This window comes from Pseudomonas sp. GW821-FHT07E12, assembly GCF_058986605.1.
In genome coordinates this window covers 271,890-297,662 of record NZ_JBYSVX010000002.1, presented here as the reverse complement: position 1 = coordinate 297,662, position 25,773 = coordinate 271,890, and the positions used below count along the sequence as shown (strand labels likewise).

At 65.8% G+C, this 25,773-nt stretch carries 24 protein-coding genes; 14 read left to right on the top strand and 10 right to left on the bottom strand.

The window, feature by feature from the left end; translation table 11 throughout:
* The 4 genes from AC3WJE_RS02825 to AC3WJE_RS02810 all read right to left on the bottom strand — a co-directional run.
* Positions 1 to 192, bottom strand: a 192-nt coding sequence (locus tag AC3WJE_RS02825) for a hypothetical protein (protein WP_493729257.1), incomplete at its 3' end; no start/stop codon positions are given.
* A gap of 122 nt (positions 193 to 314) precedes the next feature.
* Positions 315 to 962, bottom strand: coding sequence for a DsbA family protein (locus AC3WJE_RS02820; protein WP_493729256.1), 648 nt, complete (start codon positions 960 to 962; stop codon positions 315 to 317).
* Positions 959 to 1,915, bottom strand: a complete 957-nt coding sequence (locus tag AC3WJE_RS02815) for an MBL fold metallo-hydrolase (protein ID WP_493729255.1) — start codon at positions 1,913 to 1,915, stop codon at positions 959 to 961. The genes AC3WJE_RS02820 and AC3WJE_RS02815 overlap by 4 nt, the downstream gene beginning before the upstream one ends.
* A gap of 59 nt (positions 1,916 to 1,974) precedes the next feature.
* Positions 1,975 to 2,613: an NAD(P)-dependent oxidoreductase gene (locus AC3WJE_RS02810; RefSeq protein WP_493729254.1), complete on the bottom strand. Its 639-nt coding sequence runs from the start codon at positions 2,611 to 2,613 to the stop codon at positions 1,975 to 1,977.
* A 101-nt stretch (positions 2,614 to 2,714) separates the two neighbouring features.
* On the opposite strand from AC3WJE_RS02810, the gene AC3WJE_RS02805 reads away from it, so the two are divergent.
* The 4 genes from AC3WJE_RS02805 (at position 2,715) to AC3WJE_RS02790 (ending at position 7,859) form a co-directional block, all read left to right on the top strand.
* Positions 2,715 to 3,608, top strand: coding sequence for a LysR family transcriptional regulator (locus tag AC3WJE_RS02805; protein ID WP_493729253.1), 894 nt, complete (start codon positions 2,715 to 2,717; stop codon positions 3,606 to 3,608).
* 60 nt (positions 3,609 to 3,668) lie between these two features.
* Complete coding sequence (gph, locus tag AC3WJE_RS02800) at positions 3,669 to 4,340, top strand: phosphoglycolate phosphatase (RefSeq protein ID WP_493729252.1); 672 nt, start codon at positions 3,669 to 3,671, stop codon at positions 4,338 to 4,340.
* A gap of 248 nt (positions 4,341 to 4,588) precedes the next feature.
* Positions 4,589 to 6,841, top strand: coding sequence for a TonB-dependent siderophore receptor (locus tag AC3WJE_RS02795; protein ID WP_493729251.1), 2,253 nt, complete (start codon positions 4,589 to 4,591; stop codon positions 6,839 to 6,841).
* A gap of 55 nt (positions 6,842 to 6,896) precedes the next feature.
* Entirely contained in the window at positions 6,897 to 7,859 is a 963-nt protein-coding gene (locus tag AC3WJE_RS02790; protein ID WP_493729250.1) for an alpha/beta hydrolase, read from the top strand.
* A gap of 220 nt (positions 7,860 to 8,079) precedes the next feature.
* Here AC3WJE_RS02790 and AC3WJE_RS02785 read toward each other — a convergent pair whose 3' ends face one another.
* Positions 8,080 to 8,457, bottom strand: coding sequence for a TfoX/Sxy family protein (locus AC3WJE_RS02785; RefSeq protein WP_493729249.1), 378 nt, complete (start codon positions 8,455 to 8,457; stop codon positions 8,080 to 8,082).
* On the bottom strand, positions 8,454 to 8,936 hold the full coding sequence (locus AC3WJE_RS02780) for a GAF domain-containing protein (protein ID WP_493729248.1): 483 nt from the start codon (positions 8,934 to 8,936) through the stop codon (positions 8,454 to 8,456). Before AC3WJE_RS02780 ends, AC3WJE_RS02785 begins: the two co-directional genes overlap by 4 nt.
* A gap of 100 nt (positions 8,937 to 9,036) precedes the next feature.
* On the opposite strand from AC3WJE_RS02780, the gene bioD reads away from it, so the two are divergent.
* Positions 9,037 to 9,711 carry a dethiobiotin synthase gene (bioD, locus tag AC3WJE_RS02775; RefSeq protein WP_493729247.1) on the top strand — a complete coding sequence of 225 codons (675 nt, stop codon included), beginning with the start codon at positions 9,037 to 9,039 and terminating at the stop codon, positions 9,709 to 9,711.
* Positions 9,712 to 9,926: 215 nt separating this feature from the next.
* Here the strand turns inward: bioD and AC3WJE_RS02770 are convergent, their stop codons facing one another.
* The gene (locus tag AC3WJE_RS02770; protein ID WP_493729246.1) at positions 9,927 to 10,310 is read right to left on the bottom strand and encodes a phasin family protein; all 384 of its coding nucleotides are present in this window, start codon (positions 10,308 to 10,310) and stop codon (positions 9,927 to 9,929) included.
* 186 nt (positions 10,311 to 10,496) lie between these two features.
* The gene (gene queD / locus AC3WJE_RS02765) at positions 10,497 to 10,850 is read right to left on the bottom strand and encodes a 6-carboxytetrahydropterin synthase QueD (protein ID WP_493729245.1); all 354 of its coding nucleotides are present in this window, start codon (positions 10,848 to 10,850) and stop codon (positions 10,497 to 10,499) included.
* Between the two features lie 153 nt (positions 10,851 to 11,003).
* On the opposite strand from queD, the gene AC3WJE_RS02760 reads away from it, so the two are divergent.
* The gene (locus AC3WJE_RS02760) at positions 11,004 to 13,637 is read left to right on the top strand and encodes a TonB-dependent receptor (RefSeq protein WP_493729244.1); all 2,634 of its coding nucleotides are present in this window, start codon (positions 11,004 to 11,006) and stop codon (positions 13,635 to 13,637) included.
* A gap of 28 nt (positions 13,638 to 13,665) precedes the next feature.
* Complete coding sequence (locus AC3WJE_RS02755; protein ID WP_493729243.1) at positions 13,666 to 15,942, top strand: transferrin receptor-like dimerization domain-containing protein; 2,277 nt, start codon at positions 13,666 to 13,668, stop codon at positions 15,940 to 15,942.
* A 219-nt stretch (positions 15,943 to 16,161) separates the two neighbouring features.
* On the opposite strand, the gene AC3WJE_RS02750 is transcribed toward AC3WJE_RS02755, so the two are convergent.
* Positions 16,162 to 17,547, bottom strand: coding sequence for a DEAD/DEAH box helicase (locus tag AC3WJE_RS02750; protein WP_493729242.1), 1,386 nt, complete (start codon positions 17,545 to 17,547; stop codon positions 16,162 to 16,164).
* 430 nt (positions 17,548 to 17,977) lie between these two features.
* Here AC3WJE_RS02750 and AC3WJE_RS02745 point away from each other — a divergent pair, with 430 nt between their 5' ends.
* Both AC3WJE_RS02745 and maiA read left to right on the top strand, forming a co-directional pair.
* Complete coding sequence (locus AC3WJE_RS02745; RefSeq protein ID WP_493729241.1) at positions 17,978 to 18,967, top strand: fumarylacetoacetate hydrolase family protein; 990 nt, start codon at positions 17,978 to 17,980, stop codon at positions 18,965 to 18,967.
* A gap of 14 nt (positions 18,968 to 18,981) precedes the next feature.
* Complete coding sequence (gene maiA, locus AC3WJE_RS02740) at positions 18,982 to 19,635, top strand: maleylacetoacetate isomerase (protein ID WP_493729240.1); 654 nt, start codon at positions 18,982 to 18,984, stop codon at positions 19,633 to 19,635.
* A 135-nt stretch (positions 19,636 to 19,770) separates the two neighbouring features.
* Here maiA and AC3WJE_RS02735 read toward each other — a convergent pair whose 3' ends face one another.
* The gene (locus tag AC3WJE_RS02735) at positions 19,771 to 20,904 is read right to left on the bottom strand and encodes a PilT/PilU family type 4a pilus ATPase (protein ID WP_493729239.1); all 1,134 of its coding nucleotides are present in this window, start codon (positions 20,902 to 20,904) and stop codon (positions 19,771 to 19,773) included.
* A gap of 117 nt (positions 20,905 to 21,021) precedes the next feature.
* On the opposite strand from AC3WJE_RS02735, the gene AC3WJE_RS02730 reads away from it, so the two are divergent.
* From AC3WJE_RS02730 to AC3WJE_RS02710, 5 genes are all read left to right on the top strand, one after another.
* Positions 21,022 to 21,381 (top strand): DUF4398 domain-containing protein, encoded by a 360-nt coding sequence (locus AC3WJE_RS02730; RefSeq protein ID WP_493729238.1) that lies wholly within the window; start codon positions 21,022 to 21,024, stop codon positions 21,379 to 21,381.
* Positions 21,381 to 22,265, top strand: coding sequence for a hypothetical protein (locus tag AC3WJE_RS02725; protein ID WP_493729237.1), 885 nt, complete (start codon positions 21,381 to 21,383; stop codon positions 22,263 to 22,265). Before AC3WJE_RS02730 ends, AC3WJE_RS02725 begins: the two co-directional genes overlap by 1 nt.
* A 346-nt stretch (positions 22,266 to 22,611) precedes the next feature.
* Entirely contained in the window at positions 22,612 to 22,830 is a 219-nt protein-coding gene (locus AC3WJE_RS02720) for an HP1242/YdcH family protein (protein ID WP_493729236.1), read from the top strand.
* Between the two features lie 268 nt (positions 22,831 to 23,098).
* Positions 23,099 to 24,469 (top strand): pyridoxal-phosphate dependent enzyme, encoded by a 1,371-nt coding sequence (locus tag AC3WJE_RS02715; RefSeq protein ID WP_493729235.1) that lies wholly within the window; start codon positions 23,099 to 23,101, stop codon positions 24,467 to 24,469.
* A 103-nt stretch (positions 24,470 to 24,572) separates the two neighbouring features.
* Positions 24,573 to 25,760: a cystathionine gamma-synthase gene (locus AC3WJE_RS02710; protein ID WP_493729234.1), complete on the top strand. Its 1,188-nt coding sequence runs from the start codon at positions 24,573 to 24,575 to the stop codon at positions 25,758 to 25,760.
* Positions 25,761 to 25,773 lie beyond the last annotated feature (13 nt).

The following is a 25,773-nucleotide window of genomic DNA, read 5'->3' as shown; positions in this document are numbered from 1 at the left end:
GGCAGAAAACGACGTGCATCCATGCACGTCGCCCTTCGGGTTTTTCCCGCTGGCTCCGTCGCTGCGGATGGGGGGCCCATAGAAGCCAACAGCAACGTCAAAATCATGAGCAACAGCAACAGAAACAGCAACAGAAACAGCAACAGAAACAGCAAGAGCAACAGCAAGAGCAAGAGCAAGAGCAAGAGACAAGAGCAACAACCAACAGCGCAGGCAATCTATCTACCGTCGTCCCCGCGAAGGCGGGGACCCAGCGTCTTGGCTCTTCGCGGGAACGATCAAATAGCCACGCGGCTATCCGGTCGATACCCCCGTCATGCAGCCAATGCCATGTCCAGGTGCTCGGCAAAAGCCTCGGGACGACCCAGGAACGCACCCGGTTCCAATCGCTGTCTGCGACCATCCGCATGTGCCAGCACCAGGCTCGGAAAGCCCTGCACCTGGTCGCCCGCCATGGCTTGGCGGCTCTGCGCGATGTGCGCCTGTGCGGGGCCGGCCAACTGCGCTTCCAGGGCCTGCGCGAAGGCGTCTTTCGGCAAGCCTAGCTCACCACTCAGTTCCACCAGCACCGGCACTTCGGCAATGCGACGGCCTTCCACGAAGTGCGCGCGTTGCAGGCGCAGCAGGGCTCTCAATCCGTCCACGCCGAGGGACTGCGCGGCCAGGATCGCTGCGATCGGCGGGGTGGAGTCCAGCGGTGCCCCGATGTCGCGCAGCAGGCCTTCGTAGTACGCCTCGCCGAACGGTTGCCCGCTCAACTGCGCAATGCGCGCATCGTGTGGCATCACGTAGTCGCGCCACGCCGGATCGATGCGGCGTGCGTTGGTTCCGCTCATCAGGCCACCGCCGTGCATGGCCAGCGACAAGCCTGGCTGGGCGGCTGCGGCATCCAGCAGCGGTGCGGCGGCATGGCACCAGCCGCACAGAGGGTCGAAGTAGTAGTGCAGGGTCGCGTTGATCATGGCCACTTCATCTCGCCCTTGGCGACCTTGGCGCTGAGCACCAGCGAGTCCACGCCGATCAATGTCGGGTAGCGCTGTTTCATCGCTGCGACCAGAGCGTCGGCATTCTTCGCCTTTGCGGTTTCTTCGTCGAAGGCGCGGATGTAATCGGCGGTGAAGCGCACCGCAGCCAGGTCCTGTGGTGCACCGGGTGCGAAATGGCCCGGGATCACGCGCTGCGGTTGCAGCGACTCGATCTTCTGCAGGGTTTCCAGCCAGTGCGTATGCGATTCCGGGGTCTGCGTGTCGGCCATCCACACGTGTTCGCCGGCCATCACCGGGATGCCGCCGAGCACGGTGCGGATCGACGGTACCCACACGAAGCTGCGCTCGGGCGTGGGGCCGTCCAGGCCGACGATCTGCAGGCTCTGGCCTTCCAGGCTCAGGTGATCGCCTTGCAGTACTTCCGGCACGATGGCCTGCCTGGGAGCGCCATCGCCGAGCTTGGGGCCCCAGAACGCCAGCTTGGCGTCCTTGGTCTGGCGGATGTGTTCGACGATCGCCGCCGGCGCCACGATCTTCGCGTCAGGAAACGCCTGCGCAAGCGTGTCCAGGCCGAAGTAGAAATCCGGATCGCCGCCGCTGATGTAGATCGTGGTCAGTCGCTTGCCGGAGGCTTTCACCTGTTCGACCAGCTTGGCGGCGTCGCGGGTGGAGAACTGCGCATCGACCAGGATCGCGTCCTGCTTGCCGGTAATCAGCACCGAGGCGACCTGGAAGATGCCATCGGCGCCCGGGTTGTAGACCTGCACCGAAAGCGGTGCGCTGACGGGCTCGCTGGCTGGAGTCGTGGCCGTTGTGGCTGCCGGTGTGGTCGCAGGCGTCGTGGCGTTCGAGGTGTCTTCGGGCTTGGCACAGGACGACAGGCCAAGCGCGAGGATGCAGGCAGCGGAAAGCAGTGAAAGACGGGACATGGCGACCTCGGGTATCGGGAAAGGGAAGCGGCCGGTGCGGGAGCACTGGCCGCTGCGGCTCAATAGGCCGCCGTGGCGATCTGGCGGAGGTACTGCGGCTTCTCGATCTCGTCGAGGAAGGCCGTGGCGTAATCGGCATAGCTGATCGTGCTGTGGCCGGAAGCATCGGTCAGCAGTGCCTTGGCCTGGGTGCGGTATTGGCCCTTCTGCGGCCCGGGGCCGATTTCGGCGGCCGGCGACAGGAAGGTCCAGTCCAGGTCGGCTTGCTGCTGCAACACCTGCAGCGCCGCGCGGTGGGCCAGCGCGTAGGGCTTGTACGGGGCCGGGAAGTCCGGGGTGTCGACCAGTTGCTGGCCCGGTGCCACTTCCAGGCTGCCGGCACCGCCGACCACCACCAGCCGGCGGATGCCGGCCTGGCGCGCGGCCTCGGCGGTCGCGCCGGCGACCGCGCCGATGCTTTCGATCGGCGTGCCCGGGCGTGGGCCGTAGGCACTGGCGAGCACGTCGTTGCCGGCGATGGCCTGCGCCAGCGCGGCGGCATCGTCCAGCGGCGCGACGGCGGTCGGCAGGCCGGCGAGCTCCTCCGGCAGGGTGCTGCCGGGCCGCACGATGGCGGTGACCTGATGGCCGCGCTGCACGGCCTGGCGGGCGATCTCGCGGCCGATGTTGCCGCTGGCGCCGATGAGGGCAATCTTCATGACGGGGATTCCTTGCGTTGGGGTGTCGCGATCAGAGTAGGGCGCGGGAATCGATCGAAAAATGCCGTATAAGTCGATGAGTTGTTGCATGGATCGATCAAATGGACCGTCTGACCGCCATTTCCGTGTTCGTCACCGTGGCCGAGCGCGGCAGCCTGACCGCCGCCGCCGAGACGCTGGACATGTCGCGGGCGATGGTCACCCGCTATCTGGCCGACCTGGAGCGCTGGACCGGCGCGCGCCTGTTGCACCGGACCACGCGGCGGATCGGCTTGACCGGTGCCGGCGAGGTCGCGCTGGAGCGCTTCCGCACGATGCTGGCGCTGGGCGAGACCCTGCGTGAAGAGCTGTCCGACGACATGCCCGAGCCGCGCGGTCGCATCCGCGTCACCGCCAGCACCTCGTTCGGCCATGCCTACCTGTGCGCGGCGCTCAACGATTTCATGCGCGCCCATCAGCAGGTACAGGTCGAACTGCATCTGGTCGAGCGCGTGGTCGATCTGGTCGACGAACGTGTCGATGTCGCGGTGCGCATCAGCCGGCGTCTCGACGAAGGCCTGATCGCGCGGCGCCTGGCGACCTGCCGCTCGGTGATCTGCGCTTCTCCGGGCTACCTCGAACGCCATGGTGTGCCGGAGACGCCGCAGGCGCTGACGAATCACCAGTGCATGGCCCACCTGCACGTCGGACGCCATAGCTGGGACTTCCGCGACGGTGACCACGAGATCAGCGTGCCGATCGCGGGCGGTTTCCGCAGCAACGAGGCCGGCGCGCTGATGATCGCCGCGCTGGCCGGCAACGGGCTCGCCATGTTGCCGCGCTATCTGGTCGCGTCCGCGCTGGCCAGCGGCGCGTTGCGGCAAGTGCTCGAAGGCTACGCGCTGGAGGAGATGGGCGTGTTCGCGGTATACGGCTCGCGCCGGCAGCAACCGCGTGCGGTGCGCGTGTTCCTGGATTTCCTGGCCACACGCATGGCCGATCGCAGTGACTGGTGAGCACCCGTACGACAGACGTGATGCGCGACTAGAATGCGCGCTCCCGCTTCAGGAGTCGTGATGCCCGCTTTCCCTTTGGTGATCTTCGATCTGGACGGCACGCTGGTGGACAGCGTGTCCGACATCGCCGAGGCGTTGAACCTCACGCTCGCGCAATCGGGATTGCATACGGTCGACGAGTCCACGGTACGCGGCTGGGTGGGCGAGGGCGTGCGTACGCTGCTCGCGACCGCGCTGCGCGAGCAGGGGCGCGAAGCCGCGTTGGAGCAGGTGCTGCCGGACATGATGCGTCACTACGGCGAGTGCCTGCTGCATCACCCGCATGTGTATCCCGGCGTGCGCGAAACGCTGCTCGTGTTGCAGCAACGCGGCGTCGCACTGGCGGTGTGTACCAACAAACCGATCCGTTTCGTCGCACCGCTGCTCGATCACCTTGGTCTGGGGAGGTGCTTCTCCGCATTGCTTGGCGGCGACTCGCTGCCCGAGCGCAAGCCGGATCCTGCCCCGCTGCAGCATCTGGCAGCGCAGTTCGGCCAGCCGGTGACGCACTGCCTGATGGTCGGCGACTCGGCCACCGATGCCGCCGCGGCCCACGCCGCCGGCATGCCGTTGGCGATGGTGCGCTACGGCTATCTGCGCGGGTTCGATCCCGCCACCGCCGGTGCCATCGCGATCGTCGATGATATGCGCGAGTTGCTGACACTGCCGCAGTTGAGCGAAGCCGCGGCCTGAAGCACATCCACGGTCGCATCGCATCACGCTACGTGATGTGGTCAGCGGAGAACCTTGATTACCGGGCTCGCGGCAGCAACGCGAACCTTGCTCCGTTTTGAGAACGGTTCGCATCGATGTCATAATCACGCACCCAGCGCGGCGCATCTGTTCGCGCCCTGTCGCGATGCACGTCGCGCTCCTTCGCTGATTCCTGCCTCAGCCGTCGCCAGAGGTTCACGCCTTCTGCTCTGACGAGAGGTTTTGCCATGTCCGTTGTTACCCGCCCGGCGCACGTCCATCGCGGACGCCTGGTTGCGTCCCAGGTTCGTCCATTGACGTTGGCCCTGCCAGCGGCGCTGTTGGGCTTCAGTGCCATTGCCGCGGCCGGGAATGCCGGCGTGGACGGCTCGACCACGCTGGATACCGTGCACGTCACCGCCGAGCAGATCGCCAGGCAGGCGCTGGGCAGCTCGGTGATCACCGCCGAAGACATCGAGCGCCGCCCGCCGGGCAACGATCTGTCCGAGATCCTGCGCACCATGCCGGGCGTCAACCTCACCGGCAACAGTGCGTCCGGTGCCTACGGCAACAATCGCCAGATCGATCTGCGTGGCATGGGCCCGGAGAACACGCTGATCCTGATCGACGGACGCCGTGTCAGCGCGCGCGATTCGGTGCGCATGGGCGTGGCCGGCGAGCGCAACAGTCGCGGTGACACCAACTGGGTGCCGGCCGAGGCGGTGGAGCGCATCGAGGTGCTGCGTGGCCCGGCTGCCGCGCGTTATGGTTCCGGCGCCGCCGGTGGTGTCGTCAACATCATCACCAGGAAGCCGACCGGCGACCTGACCGGCACGGTGTCGCTGTACGGCCTGGTGCCCGAGCACGGCGACGAAGGTGGCAGCCAGCGCGCCGGCTTCACCCTCAGCGGCCCGCTCGCGCGCGACTGGTCGTTCCGCCTGTACGGCAATCTCAACAAGACCGATGCCGATGCCGCCGACATCAACAGCGCCCATTCGAGCAGCGGCATCGCGGCGGCCGGTCGCGAAGGCGTGCGCAACCAGGACATCGACGGCCTGCTGCGCTGGGATCCGACCGAGAACCAGACTGTCGAGTTCGAGATTGGCTACAGCCGCCAGGGCAACATCTACGCGGGCGAATACCTGAATGCCACCACCACCTCGGTGAGCAGGCTGATCGGCGCGGAGACCAACATCATGATTCGCCGCAGCGCGGCGATCACCCACCGCGGCAAGTGGGACTTCGGCACCTCGCGGCTGAGCTTCTCCTACAACGACACCGACAACACCCGCCTCAGCGAGGGCCTCGCCGGCGGTCCCGAAGGCACCATCGCGGCATCGCCTCTGTGGACCACCTCCAACCTGAAGGACTATGTGTTCGATGGCGAAGTGAATGTCCCGTCGCTGATCGGCGGCATGGAAAACGTCTGGACGCTCGGCTTCGAATATCGCGACAGCCGCTTGGACGACCCGTACTCGATGTCGCAGTCGGGCACCGGCATCACCGGCATCGACACCAGCAACCGCGACGGCAAGAGCGATGCGCAGACCGCAGCCGTATTCGTCGAGGACAACCTCTACGTCAATGACCGGTTGACCCTGACCCCGGGCCTGCGCTTCGACCATCACAGCCAGTTCGGCAACAACTTCAGCCCCAGCCTCAACGTGCAGTACGCGCTTGCCGAGGCGTGGCTGCTGAAGGGTGGCGTGGCACGCGCGTTCAAGGCGCCGAACCTGTACCAGGCCAACCCCAACTACCTGTACTACACCCGCGGCAACGGCTGCCCTGATTACTACACCGGCGCGGGCGGCTGCTACATCCAGGGCAACGCCGAGCTGAAGCCGGAAACCAGCATCAACAAGGAAATCGGCATCGAGTGGGTGCCGGACACCGGTTACCACGCCTCGTTGACCTACTTCCACAACGACTACGACAACAAGATCGTTGCCGGTTACAGCGATTACTACGTGACCTCCGGGTCTGCCTACGTCTACCAGTGGGTGAACGCCTCCGAGGCGGTCGTGCAGGGCGTGGAAGGCAACGTCAAAGTGCCGTTGCTGGGTGAGCGCGGTGACGTACTGATGTGGAACACCAATCTCACCTGGATGATCGAGAACGAGAACAAGGCGACCCGTCAGCCGCTGTCGGTGATTCCCAAGTACACGGTCAACACCTCGCTGGATTGGCAGGCGAGCGAAAAATTGTCGTTCGCGCTGACCGGCACTTTCTACGGCAAGCAGGAGCAGGCCTCGCGCGATCGCAACGACGAACGGGTCTGCGGCACCGATGCGCTCGGCGCGTGCGACACATTGGGCGCCTACCATCTGTGGGGCGTGAGCACGCGCTATCGCATCACCCGCCAGGTCAGCTTCGGCCTCGGCATCAACAACCTGGCCGACAAGCGGATCTTCCGCGAAGGCAGCAGGGCCAGCACCGCCGGTGCGGCAACCTACAACGAGCCGGGCCGCGCCTACTGGGCGAGCCTGAACTTCGGATTCTGATGCGATTGATGTGCGCTGCGACCGGTTGCCCGATTGCAGCGCGACGGAGAAACGAATGAGCAGGACAGGATGGCGCGTGGCCATGTGGATCGCTCTGGCGATGGCGGGTGTGATGCCAGCCCAGGCGCAACCGGACTTGTCGCGCAAGCTGGGAACGACGTTGGCCGATACCGGTTCGGCGTCGTACCGCTTCGAGGAATTCCGGCTGGCGTCCACGGATGGTGCGCGCCGCTATCGCGTGCGCATCGCGATACCGAAACAGGTCGCACCGGCGCAGGGCTATCCCGTGGCTTACCTGTTGGACGGCAATGCCGCGTTGATGGAACTGGACGAGCCGTTGCTGGCCTCGCTCACGGAGACGGGTCCGGCGCCGGTGATCGTGATGATCGGCTATGACAACGATCTGCGTATCGACTCGGTGGCACGCTCGTTCGATTACACGCCGACGCGTGGCAACGATGGCGCGCCGGAGTTCGACGAGCTGGCGCCGGAGCGCAGAAGCGGTGGCGCCGCTGCGTTCCTGCAACTGATCGAGACGGCGATAAAGCCACAGGTCGAGCAGCGCGTGCGTATCGACCGCAGTCGCCAGATGTTGTGGGGCCACTCCTACGGCGGGCTGTTCGTGCTGCATGCCTTGCTCACGCGCCCGCAGCTGTTCACCCACTACGTCGCGACCGATCCGTCGCTGTGGTGGGGCGAGGGGTTCATCGTCAAGGAGTCCGAGCGCGATTCCGTCGCTGCAGGTGCGGGCGATCGGCGTCTGCTGGTGATCGTCGGCACCGGTGGCAAACCGCCGGAACGACGTTCGCCTGCGGGCGGCGCGATGGATCCGGAGAAGATCAAACAGCGACAGGCGGCGCGTGGGAGTGTGCCGCCGGATGCAGCGCGCAAGCTGGTCGAGCGCCTGCAGGCAGCACATGTGAAGGCTGAGTACCAGGAATTGCCAGGTTTGAGTCACGGAGAGACGCTGGGCGCGTCGCTCGGGCCGGCGCTGCGGTTTGCAGCTGAGTCGCGCTGAATCGCATTGAGCTGAACTTCATTGGAGCAACCGCCTTCAAACCGTCATTCCCGCGAAAGCGGGAATCCAAGGACGTTGTCTTTCAATGCGTTGACGTCCATGGATTCCCGCTTTCGCGGGAATGACGGTCTTATCTTCTAACACTTGATCTTCCCAGGTCAGGAAAGTTTTCTCGCTTTGCGAAAAGAATTTCAGTGACCTGCACAGGCACGCAGCGGCTCTAATCTGCCGTCTCATCATGCTCCGCATCAGGCGAAGCCAATGAATCACCATCGGCTTCGTCAGCAGAATGATGCGTAGTGGTCACCAGCCCACCCACCGGACGACCGCGCGGCGCCGGCTGCTCGGCGATCGCCTGTTCCAGCTCCGCCTGCAGCTGCAGACGACGCGGCGCCGGAATCTGCTGCCAATGGCAACCCGTCAGCGCACCTTCCAGCGAATACAGCAGATTGAGGCTGGGCTTGAAGCCGGCCCGGCGCACCTTGAGGAACGCGCCGATCGCGCCGGCCGCGGCCAGGTCCTCCTGCGTGCGCACACCGACCTGGCGCAGCCATGCCGCGCTCTTCGGACCGATGTTGCGCAGCTGCGCGGTGCTCATGCCAGCGTGTCGATGAACGCTTGGGCGATGGCTTCCAGGCCGCGCTGGTCGTCTTCGTCGAAGCGCGCCAGCTCGGGGCTGTCCAGGTCGAGCACGCCGATCAGCGTGTCGCCCTTGACCAGCGGGATCACCAGCTCCGAGCGCGAGGCCGAATCGCAGGCGATGTGGCCGGGGAAGGCATCGACGTCGGCGATGCGCTGGGTCTGGCGCGTGCGCGCCGCCGCGCCGCACACGCCCTTGTCGAGCGGGATGCGCACGCAGGCCGGCAGGCCCTGGAATGGCCCGACCACCAGCTCGCGGCCGTCATACAGATAGAAGCCGGCCCAATTCAGCGCGGGCAGGCTGTTGAAGATCAGTGCGGACAGGTTGGCGGCGTTGGCGATCCGGTCCGGTTCCCCGTGGACCAGCGCCTGCGCCTGCGCCAACAGCTGCGCATATTGTTCCGGCTTGCTGCCGGTCAGCGAGGAGGTTGCGAACATCCGCGAAGTCTAGCAGTGCCCGTCGTGGGGAAGCCGCGGCCGGTGTGACGGTTTATCCTGCGCGCCCTCCACTGATACGTCCCGCTCGCGAGGTTCCCGCATGCCGCTTTCCGCCTTCTACGTCACCGGCACCGATACCGGCATCGGCAAGACCGTGACCAGCGCGACGCTGCTGCACGCCTTGCGCGCGCGCGGCCGGACCGCGGTCGGGATGAAGCCGGTCTCCGCAGGATGCGAATGGATCGACGGCGCCTGGCGCAACGAGGATGCGCTGGCACTGCAGACGGCCAGCGATCCGCGTCCGGACTACGCCCTGGTCAACCCGTACGCGCTGCCGCTGCCGCTGGCGCCGGAAATCGCCGCATCCGAAGCCGGTGTGACGTTGAGCCTGGAACCGATCCACGCCGCATTCGATGCATTGCGTGCGCAGGCCGATACCGTAGTGGTCGAGGGTGTCGGTGGCTGGGCCGCGCCGTTGAGTGCGACACTCGATCAGGCCGACCTGGCACGCGCGCTGCAACTGCCGGTGGTGCTGGTGGTCGGCCTGCGGCTGGGTTGCCTCAATCATGCGCGCCTGACGGCGGCGGCGATCGCGGCGGACGGTCTGGACTGCATCGGCTGGATCGCCAACGAGGTCGATCCAGGCATGCAGCGGATCGACCAGAATTTCGCACTGCTGCAGCAGCGTTTGACGATGCCGTGCTGGGGCCGTATCCCGTATGCGCCGGGTGTCGATCCGGCCAAGCTGGCTGAAGCCCTGCACCTGCCGTTGTAGGAGCGGCTTCAGCCGCGATGGGGCTTTCCCGTTTGAATCCCCGTGGGCTTTTGCAGAGAGATCCGCGCGACAGTCCCATCGCGGCTGAAGCCGCTCCTACAAAAAAATAAGGCAACAACAACGCAATAAAAAGGCCCGGCAGAGGGAGGGATCTGCCGGGCCGGGTTGCATGGGGGGAGGGACCCATGCAAATACCGCTCAAGTTGTTCTGGCGCTTACCGCTTGCGACGTCCGGCCTTGCCGGGCTTCGCCTGCACACGTTCCGAGGTTTGCTCGAACCGCTGCCGGGCCATCTCGCCGATGACTTCCGATGCCTTCAGACTCATCCCGACCACTTCATCCTGGGCCGAAGCCACACGTTCGAAGTTGTCGCGGGCGAGCTGCAGACCCTTCGGCCACAGCGCCTGGAACGAGTCCAAGTTGCGCGCGTCGGCAAACTCGCCCAGAAGGCCGGTGGTCGCGCTGACGTTCCGTTCCAGCACCTGCAATTGCAGGCCGAAGGCACTTTCAGCGTTTTCCAGGGCCAACTGGTTGGCGCGGGTCGCGAGGGCGGCGAACTGCTGGGTATAGCGGTCGAAACCTTCGAACTGCGCGGACATCTTCAACCCCGAGGGACTGTGTTTACCGATGTTGCGTCGCAGCATACTCGCTTTTTGCTGCGACGCAACAGGTTTTTGGCAAGTCCGTTCGACGGAGCCAATTTCCTTTATTCGTCAGTCAGTTGTATGACAGCGGGACGACGGTTTCGTGCCCGGTGCAGGCGCCGAACCGGCGATCCGCGCGGCTCAGCCGCGGTAGCGGCAGCCCGAGGTGCAGGTCTCGTGGACGACGATTTCGCTCAGCAGCGGCAGCGCGGGCTTGAGCCGGTCCCAGATCCACGTTGCCAGCCGTTCGCTGGTCGGGTTCTCCAGGCCTTCGATGTCGTTGAGGTAGTGATGGTCCAACTGGTCGTAGATCGGCCGGAACGCGGCCTTGATGTCGCCGAAATCCATCACCCAGCCGGTGTCCACGCCCGGCTCGCCGCTGACATGCAGCTCGATGCGGAACGAATGGCCGTGCAGGCGCGCGCACTTGTGCCCGGGCGGGACGTTGGGCAGCCGGTGGGCCGCTTCCAGGGTGAAGACTTTGAAGATTTCCATCGGCCAATTGTAAGGCGCGGGGCCGTGCGGCGGGTTTCGTGTCGCCTAATCGCACGACTTGTCGCTATATGACATATCGGTATGCGGATAGGTGATTTTCGTTGACAGCAGGCCCGTGGCCCACTTGCCGGCCCCCATTCACGGATGCCGCACGTGTCGTTGCCCAAGCCCCATCTGTTGTCGCTCGCGATCCCGCTCCTGCTGCTCTCCAATCTCTCTCATGCGCAGGACGGCGCCGCCGGCAAGACGCTGGCGACGGTCACCGTCACCGGCTCCAACATCAAGCGCAGCGACAGCGAAGGGCCGAACCCGGTGCAGGTGATCGAGCGCCAGCAACTGGAGCAATCGGGCAAGCAGACCGTGGCCGATATGCTGCGCTCGATCTCGGCCAACACCGGCAACGCCACCAACGAGACCACCAACAACGGCTGGGCATCGGGTTCGGCGGGCATCGGCCTGCGCGGTCTGTCGCAGAAGAACACACTGGTGCTGCTCAACGGCCGGCGCCTGGCCAACTACGGTTTCCCGGCCAACGGACTGGGCGACACCTTCGTCAATCTCAATGCGTTGCCGCTGGCGGCGGTGGAGCGGATCGAGGTGCTCAAGGATGGCGCCTCGGCGGTGTACGGCTCGGATGCAGTGGCGGGCGTGGTCAACATCATCACCCGGCAGAACTTCCAGGGCGCCGAGCTGGGCATCAGCGGCGGCACCTCCGATGAGGGCGGGCTGGACACGCAGCGCGCCAAGTTCGTTGGTGGCATCGGCGATCTGGAGCGCGACGGCTACAACGTGCTTTTCAGCTTCGATGCCTACAACCGCGACCGGCTCGACCAGGATCAACGCAGCCTCACGCGCTCGGGCATCTACAGCGACCAGCCGGGCGGTCGCTGGAACGGTTGGTCGGCCAAGGGCGCGCGTTATCTGGTGAATGGCGTGTCGGTGCCGATGCTCGATGCCAATGGCCATTGCCCCGAAGGCACGGTGTTGACCGCCAGCGCGCCGATCGACGGCCTGGCCGGCAACACCTGCGCCTTCAACCAGGCGCCGTACACCACGCTGATTCCTTCGACCAAGCGCTATCAGGGCTATACCACCGGCACCTTCCGCCTGAGCGACAACGTCGAGCTGTTCGGCGAGGGGCTTTACAGCCAGATCAAGGGCACGTCGATCTTCGGTTCCAGCCCGTACTTCACGCTGGAAGGCGGCCGCTTCGCACTCAACGCCGATACCGGTCTGGCCGAGCCGGTCTCCAACCTGTTGCCGGCATCGAGTCCATACAACCCGTATGGCGTGGCGGTGCCGATCGAGTACACCTTCTTCAACCTCGGCCAGTCGCTGAAGATCAACTACTCGCAGTCCTATCGCTTCCTCGGTGGCGTGCGCGGCAGTGGCGAGCGCTGGGACTGGGAAGCGGCGGCGTTCACTGCGCGCAGCGTCGAGGACGAACGGGTCGTGGCCGGCTTCGCCAATCGCTGGGCGCTGGCCGATGCCCTGGCTGATGGCAGCTACAACCTGTTGAATCCTTCGGCGACGCCGCAATCGGTGCTCGATGCGATCAACCTGAGCACGCTGCGGCGGGCGCGTTCGAGCTTGAGCGGGGTCGATGCCAAGGTGTCCGGGCATCTGTTCGAGCTGCCGGCGGGCGAGGTTGGCTTCGCTGCGGGTGCCGAGTGGCGGCGCGAGGAACTGGTCTCGCGCAATCCCTGGCAGATCGATGCCGGCCTGCAGATCCGCCCGGCGATCGCCGAGGTCGATGGTGAGCGCAAGGTCTCGGCGTTGTATGCCGAATTCAACGTGCCGCTGCTGCCCTCGCTGGAACTGCAACTGGCAGGTCGCGGCGACCACTACAGCGATTTCGGCAATGCGTTCTCGCCGAAGGCCAGCCTGCGCTGGCAGCCGTTCGACACGCTGCTGGTGCGTGCAGCGGCCTCGCGCGGATTCCGCGCGCCGTCGCTGTCGGAGAACTCGGCCAGCACCAACATCTCCTACGGCACCGTGGTCGATCCATACGACCCGGACGTGCCCGGTTCGCGCCAGAGCCCGACCTTCTTCACCGTCGGCAACACCAACCTGAGCCCGGAGCGCACCCGCAGCTACAACTTCGGCGTGGTGCTCTCGCCATGGTCCGACACCAGCCTGAGCGTGGACTGGTACAAGATCGAGCTGAGCAACCTGATCGGTACCGGCAACAGCACCACGATCGTGCAGAACAACGATCCGAACGATGTGATCCGCGATGCGCGCGGCAAGCTGGTGGCGGTCTACAACCGCTACCAGAACCTCAGTGAGCTGACCACGTCCGGCTTCGACGTCGAACTGGGCCAGCGCTGGCGCACCGATGGCATCGGCGATTTCGGCATCTCCAGCGCCTACACCCACGTACGCGACTACCGTCGCCCGGGCACCGTTGGCGGACCGCTGGTGGACTACGCCGGCGGCAACCTGCTCGGTGTCTCGTTGCCGCGCAACAAGGCCACCACCACGCTGGACTGGAACTGGCGCGGCTTTACCACCGCGATCAGCTGGTACTACACGGGTGGCTACGACCAGAAGGCCAGCGCTGCGGCTGCGGCGGTGCAGTCGCGGGTGGATGCGTACAACCAGTTCGATCTGTACCTGGGCTACAACGGTTTCGAACGCTGGAATCTGTATGCCAAGATCGAGAACGTGGCCAATGAGCAGCCGCCGTACGACGCATCCTTCCCCGGCATCCGCGCACCGTACGATTTCACCCAGTACGACCTGCGCGGGCGCTACTTCACGCTCGGCTTCGACTACCGCTTCTGATCCCGCCCATTCTTCAAGGAGCATCCCGATGACGCCTGTTCCCCGCGCGCTGCTGCTGGCGCTGTCCCTGGTTCCCGCATTGGCGGCCGCGCAGAGCACCGCACCGCTGCCGGGCTACGACGCCACCTCGGCCGAGGCCCAGCGCGCGCTGGAGGCGCGTTTCGACAGCCTGGTGAAAGAGGCCGACTACGCCGGCTGGCTGAAGCAGTGGTCGTCCAAGCCCAATCAGGTCGGCGCGCCGCACAACCTGGAGAATGCCCGCGACATCCAGGCGCGCTTCCGCGAATACGGCTGGGACGCGCGCATCGAGACCTTCGAGGTGCTGTGGCCTTCGCCGAAGTCCTCCGCGCTGGAGCTGCTCGGTGCACATCCCTACGTGGCGAAGTTGAAGGAGCCACCGCTGCCGGGCGATGCCACCTCGACGCAGACCGAGAACGTGTTGCCGCCCTACGTGATCTACGCCGGCAATGGTGATGTCACCGCCGATCTGGTCTACGTCAACTACGGCATCGCCGAGGACTACGAGGCGCTGGCGCGCAACGGCGTGGACGTACGCGGCAAGATCGTCATCGCCCGCTACGGCAAAGGCTGGCGCGGATTGAAGCCGCGTCTGGCGCAGGAGCACGGCGCGATCGGCGCGATCATCTATTCCGATCCGCGCGATGACGGCTTCTACCAGGACGTGGCCTATCCCGATGGGCCGGCGCGCAACCAGTGGAGTGTGCAGCGCGGCTCGGTGGCGAACTTCGCGATCTATCCCGGCGATCCGCTGACGCCGGGCGTGGGTGCGACCGCCGGCGCCAAACGCCTGAAGATCGAGGAGGCCGGCAGCATCCTCAAGATCCCGACCCTGCCGATCAGCTGGGGCGATGCGCAACCGCTGTTGGCCGCACTGCGCGGACCGGTGGCACCGGAGGACTGGCGCGGCGCGTTGCCGATCACCTACCGCATCGGCGGCGATGGTGCTGCGCAGGTGCACCTCAAGGTCGATGCCGACTGGGGCCGCAAGACGATCTACAACGTGATCGCAACCTTGCCCGGCAGCGAGTATCCGGATCAATGGGTGGTGCGCGGCAATCACCGCGATGCCTGGGTGTTCGGCGCGGCCGATCCGCTGTCGGGCACCACCGCGTTGCTGGCCGAGGCCAAGGCGATCGGTGAACTGGCCAAGCAAGGGCAGCGGCCGAAGCGCACGCTGGTGTACGCCAGCTGGGATGGTGAAGAGGCCGGTCTGCTAGGTTCCACCGAATGGGCCGAGCAACACGCCGATGAGCTGCAACGCAAGGCGGTGCTGTACGTCAATTCCGACGGCAATGGCCGCGGCTTCCTCAACGCGGGCGGCAGTCATGGGCTGCAACGGCTGATCAACGGTGTGGCGGCCGATCTGCGCGATCCGGATACCGGCGTCACGGTGCTCGACCGCCAACGCGCACGCGCGCAGCTGGACGCGCTGGGACCCAACGCCAAGCCCGCGCAGAAGGACATCGCCAGGAAGGCCGCGGCCGGCGAGGACCTGCCGATCAAGGCCTTGGGTTCGGGCAGCGACTACAGCCCGTTCCTGCAGCATCTCGGATTGGCGACGCTCGACCTGGGCTACGGCGGGCAGGGCGATGGTCGCGGCGTGTACCACTCGCTCTACGATTCCTACGACTACTACGCGCGCTACATCGATCCCAAGTTCGAGTACCTGCCGTTGTTGGCGCAGACCGCCGGACGCGCGGTGCTGCGGGTGGCGAACGCGCCCGTGCTGCCACAGCGGCCCGGTGACTTCGCCGATGCGGTGGATGGATGGGTGAAGGAGCTGAAGCAGCAGGCCGACAACGACCGCACGTCGGCCAAGACCCGGGCCGAACTGGTTCGCAGCGGTGCCTACCGTGCTGCCGACAATCCCAATCGTCCGTTGCAGCCGCCGGCGCTCAAGGCGGACGTGCCGGCGATCGATTTCGCGCCGCTGGAGCAGGCCGTGACGCGATTGCAGGCGAGCAGCAAGCGCTATGACCAGGCGCTGGCCGCGCACGGCGCGAGTCTGGACGCCGCCAGGCGGCACAAACTCAATGCCTCGCTGCAGCAGCTCGATCAGACCTTGTTGGCCAAGGAAGGGCTGCCGGGTCGGCCGTGGTACCGCAACCTGATCTACGCACCGGGTCTGGCCACCGGCTATGAAGTGAAGACCTTGCCGGGCGTGCGCGAAGCCCTGGAAGACCAGCGCTGGGATGACCTGCGCCGCTACATCGGCCGCACCGCGGCCGTGCTGGATGCCTATCGCGCCGAGGTGGAGCGCAACACCGCCCTGGTCGGCGGCTAACCAAGGCCCGGAAACACTGTAGGAGCGGCGTCAGCCGCGATGGGGCGTTCCCATCTGAATCCCCGCACATGGATGTGCGGGCATTTGCAGAAGGATCTGCATGCACGCCCCATCGCGGCTGAAGCCGCTCCTACAGATCAATCGATATCTCGTGTCATCCCCACCCCGGCGGATGACTGAGCGCCTTCGCGATACACGAAGGCGCTTCCAGCAGAGGCTTTACCGGCCAGCGCTCGGACGCTGCCCACCGCCACCACCACGCCGACGATCGCCCTGGCCTTGACCCTGGCCCTGACGGCGTGCGCCACCCGGTCCATTGCCACCGGCCGGACGCGCCGCGCCTGCATGCGCATGACGCGGTGCATCGCCGTGCGGACGACGTGCATGCTGCGCCTTGCGCGGCGGACGCTGCCCACTCGGCTGCTCGGCCTTGCCCGGAGCGCTGTTGCCCCAGCGGATCGGCACCTGCGGCTCGTAGCCCGGCACGTCACGGATCTCGACGTCGCGGTCGAGCATGCGCACGATCGCGCGCAGCAGCTTGGCCTCGTCCTGCGCGACCAGCGAAACCGCTTCGCCGGTGGAGCCATTACGGCCCGTACGGCCGATCCGGTGCACGTAGTCCTCGGCGACCATCGGCAGGTCGTAGTTGATGACCTTCGGCAGCTCGTTGATGTCGATACCGCGCGCGGCGATGTCGGTGGCCACCAGCACGGTCACCCGGCCGGCCTTGAAGTCGCTCAGCGCGCGCAGGCGCTGGCCCTGGCTCTTGTTGCCGTGGATCGCCGCGGTCTTGATGCCGGACTTCTCTAGGAACGTGGCCAGCTTGTCGCTGCCGTGCTTGGTGCGGGCGAACACCAGCGTCTGCATGCGCGAGTCCTGCGCCAGCAGGTGCAGCAGCAGATCGCGCTTGCGGCCGCCATCGACCGGGTGCACGCGATGGGTGATGGTTTCGGCCACGGTGTTCTGTGCGGCGACCATCACTTCACGCGGCTGGCGCATGAACTCCATCGCCAACTGCTTGATCGAATCCGGGAAGGTCGCCGAGAACAGCAGGGTCTGGCGGTTCTGGCGCGGCAGCTTGGCCAGGATGCGCTTGATCGAGGGCAAGAAGCCCATGTCGAGCATGCGGTCGGCCTCGTCCAGGATCAGTACCTCGATCCCGGACAGGTCCACGCTGCGGCGCTCCATGTGGTCGATCAAGCGGCCCGGGCAGGCGATCAGCAGGTCCACGCCACGACGCAGTGCGTCCAGCTGGTTGCCCATGCCGACGCCGCCGTAGATCACCGCGCTGGGGATGCGCAGGTACTTGCTGTAACCGCGCAGGCTGTCGTGGACCTGGGTGGCCAGCTCGCGGGTCGGGGTCAGGATCAGCGCGCGCGGCTTGCGCGGGCCGTTGACCGCCTGCGGCGAAGTGCCCAGGTGCTGCAGCAACGGCAGGCCGAACGCAGCGGTCTTGCCGGTACCGGTCTGCGCGCCGGCCAGCAGGTCGTGGCCTTCCAGCACCAGCGGGATCGCCTGCTGCTGGATCGGGGTGGGGGTCTCGTAGCCCTGTTCGGCAAGCGCACGCAGCAGGAAGGGCGCGAGGCCCAGTGATTCAAATGACATTGGATAACTCCGGTGTGCCCCGCGCAGGCCATGGGCCAGTACGCGAAAGGCGTGGGCGTCTCGGAGCGTTCCCGTGAACCGCGCTGCGAGGATCGATGGCAGCCAGCGCCAGCAGGCGTGACCGGTATGCATGAACGAAAGGCGTCGGGTGGGGCGGGCGAGCGGGAGAGAGTCCCTACACGCCGGCGGTCCCAAAGGGAAACGGACGGCCGCTTGCAGACTGGCGAACTATAACGAACTTTGTGGCGATGCACAAAAGGACATTCCTGAACGGGCCTGCTGGCGCCGCAAGCGCTTGTTTAGCCTGGGGATGCGAGCGGGCCTGATGTACATCATGTTTCATCTGAAACAATGTGGGCGGGCCGGTCGTACAATCGGGTGTTCATGCCGGGTGCTCGTGCCAGGTGCTCATGCCAATAAGGGTGGATCGATGAAGCTGGGTTCGTTGAAGGAAGGCGGTCGTGACGGCACCCTGGTGGTGGTCTCGCGCGATCTCACCCGCGCAGTGCGGGCCACCGGCATCGCCGCGACGCTGCAGCAGGCGCTGGAGCAGTGGGATCAGCTGGCGCCGCAGCTCGAGAAGCGGTTCGCCGCGCTGCAGGCCGGCCACGCCGAAGGCGCCTTCGAACTGGACGCCGCCGCACTCGCCGCGCCATTGCCGCGTGCCTACGAGTTTGTCGACGGCAGCGCCTACCTGCCGCACGTGGAGCGGGTCCGACGCGCCCGCGGCGCCGAAGTGCCGGCCAGCTTCTACAGCGACCCGCTGATGTACCAGGCCACCAGCGCCGGTTTCTACGGCCCGCGCGATCCGGTGCAGGTGCCGAGCGAGGACTACGGCATCGATCTGGAGGCGGAGATCGTCGTGATCACCGACGACGTACCGATGGCGGTATCGCCGCAGCAGGCCGCCGCGCGTATCCAACTGGTCGGGCTGGTCAACGACGTCTCGCTGCGCAACCTGATCCCGGCCGAGCTGGCCAAGGGCTTCGGCTTCCTGCAGTCCAAGCCGCGCTCGGCGCTGTCGCCGGTGTTCGTCACCCCCGATGAGCTGGGCGATGCCTGGCGCGACAGCAAGCTGCACCTGCCGCTGCTGACCCACGTCAACGGCGCCTGGTTCGGCGCGCCTGAAGCCGGCGAGGACATGCAGTTCGATTTCGCACAACTGATCGCGCACGCCGCCAGGACCCGGCCGCTGAGCGCCGGCACGATCGTCGGCTCCGGCACCATCGCCAACCATGACACCTCGCGTGGCGCCTCCTGTTTCGCCGAGCAGCGCGTGGTCGAGACGCTGCGCGATGGCAAGCCGAGCACGCCGTTCATGTCGTTTGGCGATGTGGTGCGGATCGAGATGCTCGACCGCGACGGCGCCAGCATCTTCGGCGCGATCGAGCAGCGCATCGAGCGCGCATCGGCCGCCTGAGCGGAGCAGCATCGATGACCGCGACGCTGGAACTGTTCTCCTACTGGCGCTCCAGCGCCGCCTATCGCGTGCGCATCGGCCTGAACCTCAAGGGACTGGCGTACACGCTGGTGCCGGTGCATCTGCTGCGCGATGGCGGCGAGCAACATGCACCGGACTATGCGCGGCTCAATCCCCAGCAACTGGTGCCGGCGCTGCGCCACGACGGCCACGTTCTGACCCAGTCGCTGGCGATCCTCGAATACCTCGACGAAACCTGGCCGGCCCCGCCGCTGCTGCCGGCCGATCCGGTCGGACGCGCCCGGGTACGCGCGCTGGCACAACTGCTCGCCTGCGATGTGCATCCGCTCAACAACCTGCGGGTAGTGCAGTACTTCGAGCGCGAATGGCAGATCGATCCACCGCGCCGCGAGGCCTGGATGACTCATTGGATGCGCGGCGGCTTTGACGCACTGGAGCAGTTGCTGCAGACCGGCCCGGAAGGGCGCTTCTGCCACGGCGACCTGCCCGGTCTGGCCGACTGTTGCTTGCTGCCCCAGCTCTACAACGCCCGGCGTTTTGGCGTGGATCTGTCCGCATACCCGGCGATCCTGCGCATCGAAGCCGCCTGCCAGGCGCTGGGGGCCTTCGATCGAGCCCGTCCCGAGAACCAGCCGGACGCGGCCTAGCCCACGTAGGAGCGGCTTCAGCCGCGATGGGGCTGTCCCTTTTGACCCCCCGTACATGGATGTGCGGGCTCTTGCAGAGGGATCTGCTTGAAAGCCCCATCGCGGCTGAAGCCGCTCCTACGGGCCGGTGTTAACTCAAAGAAAACCCTGGCTGATCTTCGGTGCGCCAACACTTTCATAGTCGGCATACGGGTCATGCTCGCCGGTCGAGCCTTCGGACAGGCGGAACTTCAACGCCAGGCCATCACGCGAATCGGCCGCGCGCAGCGCCTCCTCCTGCTCGATCTGACCGGTCTTGGTCATGCGGAACAGGCACTGGTCGAAGGTTTCCATGCCTTCCTCCAGCGATTCCTCCATCGCCTGCTTGATCTCGTGCACCTGCCCGCGTCGCAGCAGGTCGCGGATCATCGGCGTATTGAGCAGTACCTCGGCGGCTGGCCGGCGGCGCCCTTCCGTGCCCTTGACCAGACGCAGCGAAACCACCGCGCGCAGGTTCAGCGCCAGGTTCATCAGCACGTTCTTGTGCGCGCTCTCGGGGAAGAAGTTGAGGATGCGCTCGATGGTCTGGTCGGCGTTGTTGGAATGCAGCGTGGCCAGGCACAGGTGGCCGGTCTCGGCGAAGGCGATCGCCGCCTCCATCGTCTCCGCATCCAGGATCTCGCCGATCAGGATCACGTCCGGCGCCTCGCGCATCGCGTTCTTCAGCGCGTTGTGGAAGGCGTGGGTGTCCAGGCCGACCTCGCGCTGGTTGACGATCGACATCTTGTGCTTGTGCAGGTACTCGATCGGATCCTCGATGGTGAGGATGTGCCCGGTCGTGGTGCTGTTGCGGTGGTCGATCATCGACGCCAGCGAGGTGGACTTGCCCGAGCCGGTCGAGCCGACCACCAGCACCAGCCCGCGCGGGGTCATGATGATGTCCTTCAGCACCTGCGGGAGGTTGAGCTCCTCGATGCTGGGAATCTTGCTGCGGATCGCACGGATCACCATGCCGACCTCGCCGCGCTGCTTGAACACGTTGACGCGGAAACGCCCGGCGTCGGGAAGGGCGATGGCCATGTTAAGTTCCAGGTCGCGTTCGAACTGCGGTACCTGGCCCTCGTCCATCAGGGAGTAAGCGATCTTCTTGACCATCCCCGGCGGCAGGCCGGTGTTGCCAAGCGGATACAGCTTGCCCTCGATCTTGATGTACACCGGAGCTCCGGTGGTCAAGAACATGTCCGAGGCCTTCTTTTCGGTCATCAGCTTCAGGAAATAGCCGATATCCATGCGCAATGTTTCCCCAACGAACTGCCGCGTCCCGTTGCAAGCGCGCCGCAGGCTTCCGACAATGGCCGCGATCGATTTACTCGCTACGGCTCCCCTATGACGGCTAGCTTCGCACAAATGCCGCGATCCCTGTATGTGATCGCCTGCGCATTCGCACTCTCCGCACCGGCTTTCGCGCAAGTTGCGCTGCCGGAACTCTCATCCGCGGAGCAGGCCGTGCAGCAGGCCACCCAGGCCGACGCCGACCAGTACGCGCCGGACCTGGTGAATCTGGCCCGGCAGGAACTGATGCAGGCCCAGCAGGCTGCCCTGGATCGGCGCGAGCGCAAGCAGGCGCCCCAGCTGGCACTGCGTGCGGCTGCCGACGCCGATCTGGCCCGCGCCCGCAGCGAGGAAGCCGTGGCCCAGGCCCAGCTCGAACAGCGCCGCGCCGAGGTGGCCAGGTTGCAGAGCAGCTTGAATGCGGAGGGCAACTGATGAAGAAGCTCCGCTGTTTCCTGGTGGCCGGCCTGTTGGCGATGCCGCTGCTGGCCCTGGCCAAGGACGACCCGGAAGTGATCGCCCTGTCGAACCGGCTCAGCGCGCTGCAGGCCAACCCGCAGACTGCCGACGTCGCCCGTTTTGAGCGGTTGCAGGCCCAGCAGGCGATCGGCGCATTCGCCGAGGCCAAACGCCGCGATCGTGACGAGATGCGCTTTCTGGCCGATCGCCGGGTCGAAATCGCCGAGACCGCCGCCCGTGCCGCCGCTGCCCGGCGCCAGCTGGAGCAGGTGGAGGGCACCCGCAGCGAACTGCTGATCGAGGCCAGCCGCCGCGAAGCCGCGCGTGCGCGCCAGGAGGCCGAGCGCCTGCGCATGCAGTCGCAGATGCAGGCCGAGGAAGCCGATCAGCTGCGGCAACAGGCCGAGGCCGAGATGCTGGCCCGCCAGGATGCCGAGCAGGCGCTCAGCAGCGTCGCCAGCAAGCAGACCGCCAAGTTGAGTGCGGCCCAGCAGAAGGCGGCCCAGCTTGCCCGCGAGGAAGCCGAGCTGACCTCAGGTGCCAAGTTGCCGCCGTCGAAGTTCGATGCGCGTGGCGAGGTGTTTGCGGTTGCCGCCAGCGCATTCGATGGCGGCAACGCCACGTTGTCCAGTGATGGCGGCGGCCAGGCCAAGGCACTGGCGGACTACCTGCAGATCGGCAAGAAGGGCCGGGTCAGCATCGTCGGCTATGCCGGTGACGCAGCGGCTGCGCAGAAGCGTGCCGAGGCGTTGAGGGATGCCCTGGTGGCCGCCGGCGTGAGTGCCAGCCGGTTGCAGGTCAGTGCCGGCAAGGGCGCTGCTGGCAAGGGGCGATCGGCTGAAGTGGTCGTCGCTCCATAACGCTAATTTACTGATTCTTAATTGATTTTTAGCATTGTCATGGTGGCCGGGCATGCCCGGTCGCGATGAATGCGCGGTCGATGAGGAAAGTGTGCGCTGGACTATTGCCGGGACGTCGGGAGCGGCGTAGCGTCTGTTACCCAGGTGGCAGACCGGTCGCCTGGAACGAACGGAGGGCCGGGCTGATGAAGCAGTGGCACGCACCAGAGAACGAGACCCGTGGAGGTTGTGATTCCGCGCGGTGTTCCTGGTTTGGCATGCCGCCGCTCGTGCCCTCCCATCCAAGCAGCGCCCCGTGCCGTAACGGCCGGGGCGTTCTTGTTTCCAGCTGAAGGAGGCAACGCCAATGTTCGAAGGGCAACCGCAGTCCGAAATCGATGCTTTGATCAAGGCTGATCCGGAGTTCAAGCAGCTCTATCAACGCCACAAGTTTCTGGACAAGAAATGCATGGATGCCGAACTCAGGGTGCTTCCCATCGATGACGTGACGCTGGGGCAGATGAAGCGCGAGAAACTGCGTGCCAAGGAAAAGCTCACCCGCATGTACGACCAGATGACGCACTGAGCCGCTCTCGAAAATTCATAAAGTTCACCGTCGCGGGCGGTGGCGGCCTCCTCGTCGGCCAGCCACCGTCCGCGTCGCCTTTTGAGGGAACCCCGCGCGGTAGAGGGGTGTTCATATAAATGAATTCCAAGGGCGGATCCGCTGCGGTAGCCCGCGTATCGCAGTTGTGGACCTGCCACATCCACGCCGGGTCGAATGTACAGATGGGCTATTAGTGCTGCGTTCGTCGGATAATGGCGCACTCAGTCACCGCGAACCCCAGGTACCCATGGCAATCCACTACTCGGTCCTTGAGCTGATTGGCGAAACGCCGATCATCAAGGCGCAGCATCTCGACACCGGCGTCTGCGAGCTCTATCTCAAGCTGGAGAGCGCCAACCCCGGAGGCTCGATCAAGGACCGGATCGGCCTGTCGATGATCGAGGCGGCCGAGAAGCGCGGTGACATCGCTCCCGGCGCTACGCTGGTCGAGGGTACCGCCGGCAATACCGGGCTCGGCCTGGCGCTGGTCGCACAACAGAAGGGCTACCGGCTGATCCTGGTGGTGCCGGACAAGATGAGCCGCGAGAAGATCTTCAATCTCAAGGCGATGGGTGCCGAGGTCGTGCTGACCCGCTCGGACGTGGCCAAGGGGCACCCGGAGTATTACCAGGACCTGGCCGCGAAGATCGCCGCCGACACCCCCGGTGCCTACTTCATCAACCAGTTCGGCAACCCGGACAACCCGGCCGCGCACGAGTTCGGCACCGGCCCGGAGATCCTGCGGCAGATGGACGGCCAGCTCGACGCCATCGTGTTCGGCTGCGGCAGCTCCGGCACGATGACCGGCCTGTCGCGCGCCTTCGCCAAGGCCTCGCCCGGCACCGAACTGGTGCTGGCCGATCCGGTCGGCTCCATCCTCGCCGAATACATCAACGACGGCCGCCTGAACGACAAGTCCGGCAGCTGGCTGGTCGAGGGCATCGGCGAGGACTTCCTGCCGCCGATCTCGGACTTCAGCCGGGTCAAGAAGGCCTATGCGATCAGCGACGCGGAGAGCTTCCACACCGCACGCGAGCTGCTGTCCAGGGAAGGCATCCTGGCGGGCTCGTCCACCGGCACGCTGCTGGCCGCCGCGTTGAAGTATTGCCGTGAGCAGACCACGCCCAAGAAGGTGCTGGTGCTGGTCTGCGATACCGGCAACAAATACCTGTCGAAGATGTACAACGACTACTGGATGCTGGACAACGGCTTCCTGGAGCGCCCGCAGTACGGCGACCTGCGTGACCTGATCCTGCGCCCGTACAGCCAGCGCGACACCGTCGTGGTCGGCCCCAACGACCTGCTGACCACCGCCTACCAGCGCATGAAGCTGTACGACGTCTCGCAGCTGCCGGTGATCGATGGCGGCGAGCTGGTCGGCATCGTCGACGAGAGCGACGTGCTGCTGCATGTGTATGGCGACGAAGCGCGTTTCCGCGATCCGGTATCGACCGCGATGGTCAGCAAACTGGACCGGCTGGACGTCAAGTCGCCGATCGAGGCGCTGCTGCCGGTATTCGACCGCGGCCAGGTCGCGATCGTGATGGACGGCAAGCAGTTCCAGGGCCTGATCACCCGTATCGACCTGCTCAACTACCTGCGCCGCCGCGTGCAGTGACCCGCCCGAATGGCGATGCGGACGGCCATTTGTGTCATGCCGCGTCGCACAAACAGGTGGCCATGGCTTGATACACTTTGTGACTTTGCCGGGAGTTCCCCCGATGTCCGACAGTAATGAAAGCGCCCCGGATGGCGCCCGCGAGCTCTCGCTCGCCACGCTGGCGATCCATGGCGGGCAATCGCCTGACCCCAGCACCGGCGCGGTGATGCCGCCGATCTATGCGACATCGACCTATGCCCAGTCGAGCCCGGGCGAGCACCAGGGCTTTGAGTACTCGCGTACCCACAATCCCACGCGTTTCGCCTATGAGCGCTGCGTGGCAGCGCTGGAAGGCGGTACCCGCGGCTACGCCTTCGCTTCAGGCATGGCCGCGACCTCCACGGTGATCGAGCTGCTGGACAGTGGCGACCACGTCATCGCGATGGACGACCTGTATGGCGGCAGCTACCGCCTGTTCGAGCGCGTGCGCCGACGCAGCGCCGGCCTGGATTTCAGCTTCGTCGATCTGACCGACCTGAATGCGTTCGAGGCGGCGATCACGCCCGAAACCCGCATGGTCTGGATCGAGACCCCGACCAACCCGATGCTCAAGATCGTCGACACCGCCGCCGTTGTGACGATCGCACGCAAGCACGGGCTGATCGTCGTGGTCGACAACACCTTCGCCTCGCCGATGCTGCAGCGTCCGCTCGAACTGGGCGCGGACATCGTCGTGCACTCGGCAACCAAGTACCTCAACGGCCACTCCGACATGGTCGGCGGCATCGCGGTGGTCGGCCACGACACCGACCTGGCCGAGCGCATGGCATTCCTGCAGAACTCGATCGGCGGCGTGCAAGGGCCATTCGACAGCTTCCTCGCCCTGCGTGGACTGAAGACGTTGCCGCTGCGCATGCGCGCGCACTGCGAGAACGCGCTGGCACTGGCACAGTGGCTGGAGACGCATCCGGCGATCGAGAAGGTGATCTACCCGGGCCTGGCCTCGCACCCGCAGCACGAGTTGGCAAAGCACCAGATGAACGGCTTCGGCGGCATCGTCTCGATCGTCCTCAAGGGCGGCTTCGAAGCGGCCAAACGCTTCTGCGAGCGCACCGAACTATTCACCCTGGCCGAATCGCTTGGCGGCGTGGAGAGCCTGGTCAACCATCCTGCCGTCATGACCCACGCCTCGGTGCCAGTGGAGCGGCGCGAGAAGCTCGGTATCAGCGATGCGCTGGTGCGGTTGAGTGTGGGGGTTGAGGCGATCGAAGACCTGCGCACCGATCTGCAGTTGGCGCTTGCTGGATGAGGGGCGACGACAT